Origin of the sequence: Elstera litoralis (genome assembly GCF_000963705.1) — a bacterium.
Lineage (GTDB): Bacteria > Pseudomonadota > Alphaproteobacteria > Elsterales > Elsteraceae > Elstera > Elstera litoralis.
Genome location: NZ_LAJY01000474.1, coordinates 1 through 3,119, shown reverse-complemented (window position 1 = coordinate 3,119; position 3,119 = coordinate 1). Strand labels below are relative to the sequence as shown.

2 protein-coding genes and 2 pseudogenes are annotated in these 3,119 nt (G+C 60.7%); 1 reads left to right on the top strand and 3 read right to left on the bottom strand.

Annotated elements, in window-relative coordinates; genetic code table 11:
- The 3 genes and pseudogenes from VZ95_RS15995 to hemP form a co-directional block, all read right to left on the bottom strand.
- Positions 1 to 189: pseudogene (locus VZ95_RS15995) on the bottom strand (hypothetical protein); the annotation flags it as partial.
- Positions 190 to 236: 47 nt separating this feature from the next.
- Positions 237 to 2,396 (bottom strand): TonB-dependent hemoglobin/transferrin/lactoferrin family receptor, encoded by a 2,160-nt coding sequence (locus VZ95_RS15990; protein WP_198148346.1) that lies wholly within the window; start codon positions 2,394 to 2,396, stop codon positions 237 to 239.
- Between the two features lie 126 nt (positions 2,397 to 2,522).
- The gene (gene hemP, locus VZ95_RS15985; protein WP_045776744.1) at positions 2,523 to 2,708 is read right to left on the bottom strand and encodes a hemin uptake protein HemP; all 186 of its coding nucleotides are present in this window, start codon (positions 2,706 to 2,708) and stop codon (positions 2,523 to 2,525) included.
- A 246-nt stretch (positions 2,709 to 2,954) separates the two neighbouring features.
- Here hemP and VZ95_RS23195 point away from each other — a divergent pair.
- Positions 2,955 to 3,119, top strand: a pseudogene (locus tag VZ95_RS23195) (acetyl-CoA carboxylase carboxyltransferase subunit alpha); the annotation flags it as partial.

Here is a 3,119-nt window from a genome sequence, read left to right as displayed (position 1 = left end):
CGGAGCCGGGGCGGGGTCACGCGCCGCTTCGATTTGCGGTTCCGGGATTTGCGGTTCCGGCTGGGGCGCGGGCGCGGGGAGCAGCGCCAGCAGCATCGGCACGGGCTCGGGACGGGGCAGACCGGGGTTGAGGGCGGGAAGGCTGGCAAAGCCCGCAATTACCGCCCCATGCACCAGCAGCGAGGCCACAAAGGCCCCACCCGCTTTTGATTCTACCCGCGCCCCGAGCATTGCCGCTACCAGCGCGCCGACAAGCCGACCATGAAGGTCCGGCCTGGTTGCGTGTAACGCTCAAGATCGGTGCGGTTGGCCTGGAAGCCCGACACGTCGAGGGCGTTGTAATATTGCTTATCGAAGAGATTATACACACCGGCGGTCAGGCCGAATTGCTCGGTAATGTCCCAATAGCCCGACACATCCATGATCGTGGCCGAGGGCACTTTGTAGAAGCTGGGGTTGCTCACCCGGTCCTTCTGGGCATAGTGGCTGGCCATCAGACTCGCGCCCCAATTTTGGGTCGGGTGATCGTAGGTCAGGCCCGCGCGCAAGGTGAAGGGCGCGATATTATCCAGCGGCTGATTGGTATCGTCGTTGGTGCCGTGGGCATAGGCAAGGCTACCGTGCAGGCCCCAATCCGGCATAAAGCGATACTCGCCCCGGGCTTCGAGCCCCCAGATCGTCGCTTTCGAAACATTGCGCGATTGATACTGGGTGATGCCGTCGCGCGTGGTCCCGATCATCGTGCTTTCGATGAAGTCGGTATAGGCATTGTAGAAACCGGACGCGCTAAAGCTGCTGCCGTCCTTAAATTTGCCGCGCAAGCCCGCTTCCACGCCGTCGCTTTCTTCGGGCTTCAGATTGGCGTTGGGGAGAATTTCATAGCGCGACGGGCCGTTGGTGAAGCCGATATTGGCGTCATCATATGGCGGCGCGCGGAAGCCGTGGGCATATTGCCCGAAGACCGAGAAGCGCTCGTCGATTTTGTAGGTCGTGCCGAATTTCGGCGAAACGGCGGTGTCCGAAAACTCGCGGATCTCGAAATTGCGGTAATTGGTATTGGCGAAAGCCTGATCCGGCGACGGCGTGAGACGGTAATAATCAAACCGCACGGCGGGCAGGAAGGTCCAGGGGCCGGTCTTGATTTCGTCTTGCAGATAGGCCCCGGCTTGTAGGGTTTTGGTGTCGGGGAAGGTCTTGTTCGGGAAGACATCCGCCGGAACCCCTGGCCCACCGGAGAAGGTGGAGGTAATCGCGCCGGTCGCGAGCGTCCGCTCGTAGCGATTGCGCGGGCGTTCGGTCTTGGTTTGATCGAGCGACACGCCATAGGTGAAGGCGTGGCTGAGCCCGAACCAGCTTGCCGAGGATTTCGCCTGCACTTCGCCGCCGTAAATATCCTGAGTGAAATCGAGATCGCTGAAGCGGTAGCGCGCAAGACCGGAGGTGAGACGGCGCTGTTCGGTCACTTCTTCGCGGCTGGCGCTGGTGTAGAAGAGTTTCGTGTCGATCTGGTCGATAAAGCTGAGCGGGCGCGCGTAGCTATGATCGAGGCTGACGCGGAAGCGCTGCGTTGTATCCTTACCCTGCGAGCCCAGCACCGAGGCGCTGAGATCGGTCAGCACATTGGTATCGGTTTCGCGCTTCAGATATTCGCCGGTCAGACGCAGGCGATTATCCTTCTCGCCGATAACGAGTTTCCCCAGCAGATTGTCGCTCGTGTAATCCTGCGGATTGGCCTTCAGCGCGCCCTTGTTCTTGACCTCATTGCCGTCGCGGCGGGTGTAGTTCAACAGCCCTTGGACCGGGCCGACGCGCCCGGCGGCGGTGGCGGCCTTACCGAAACTTTTGTCGGAACTATCGTAGGAGCCCCGGCCGCCGATGGTCCAATCGCGGCCCACCTCGTTCAGATAATCCTCGGGGTCTTTGGTGACATAGGCGACCACGCCGCCGAGCGCATCCGACCCATAGAGGGCCGAGCCAGGGCCGCGCAGGATTTCGAGACGCTTTAAACTGTCGAACTCCACCGTATCGCGCGTATAGGCGGGGTTGGAGGCGGGATAATCCGGAATCTTTACGCCATCGACTTGCACGCGCACGCGATTGCCGCCGATACCGCGAATGGTGTAATTGCCCTGGCCCGCGCGGGTCGGCTGATTGCCGACCGCAACCCCCGGCTCGTAGCGCACGGCATCCTGCGGGCGATGGACTCCCCGGCGGCGCAAATCCTGCTCGGGGATTACCGAGACCGTGCCGGTTTCTTCCCCGATGGGTTTTTCGGTCCGCGTGCCCGTTACCGAAAGGGTATCAAGCTGCGTGACCGGCGCAGGCGAAGCCTGCCCGAGCGCGAGGCCCGGCAGCAAGAGCGCGGGCAACGCGGCGGAAACGGAAAGAGCTCGCAAACGCGAGCAGCGCAGAAAAATCATCGCAACTCACCAACAACAGGGCAGGCAAAGCCTGAGAGGAAACCGGTGCTGGCGAGGGGGCGGCTGGCGGGGGCGGGGAAGGTTGGGGCGCTTACGCGCCCGCTATTTCGTTAGAATCAGCTTATTCGTGGAGGTCAGGCGCAGGCGGTAATGGTCGGTACCGTGCTGGATCAACACTTCCCGCTGCGTCGTAAAGAGATCGCGACTTTGGAGAATCGGCAGATCGCTCGGCACGACGCGGGCGACAGGTTGGCTTAGGGCGCTAGCAACTTCAGCAAGGTTCGACATGGCAGGAGACCCCTTAGGATTGATAGGTCAAAGCCTAGCCTTCCTCACTTGCGAATGCAATCGATTCTTAATTGCGAAATTTACCGTTACTGGAAGGTGCAAATTTTTTTGCTGCGTAGCGGCAAACTCGGGTTAAATGCACCATCCCGGTCAAGGGGGCGGCGGGGAAATCCGCTGCCGCGATTGACAATCGGGGCGAACATAGGCAGGGTCCGCCCGCCTGATAGACCCGGGGAATGCCAGTCAATGCGGACTTTTCTCGATTTCGAGAAGCCAATTGCCGATCTTGAAGCCAAGATCGAAGAACTGCGGCACCTGACCTCCGACGATACGGTGAATATCGCCGAGGAAGTCGGTCGTCTGGAAGTCAAAGTCGATAAGCTTTTGCGCCAAACCTTCGCCAAGCTCACG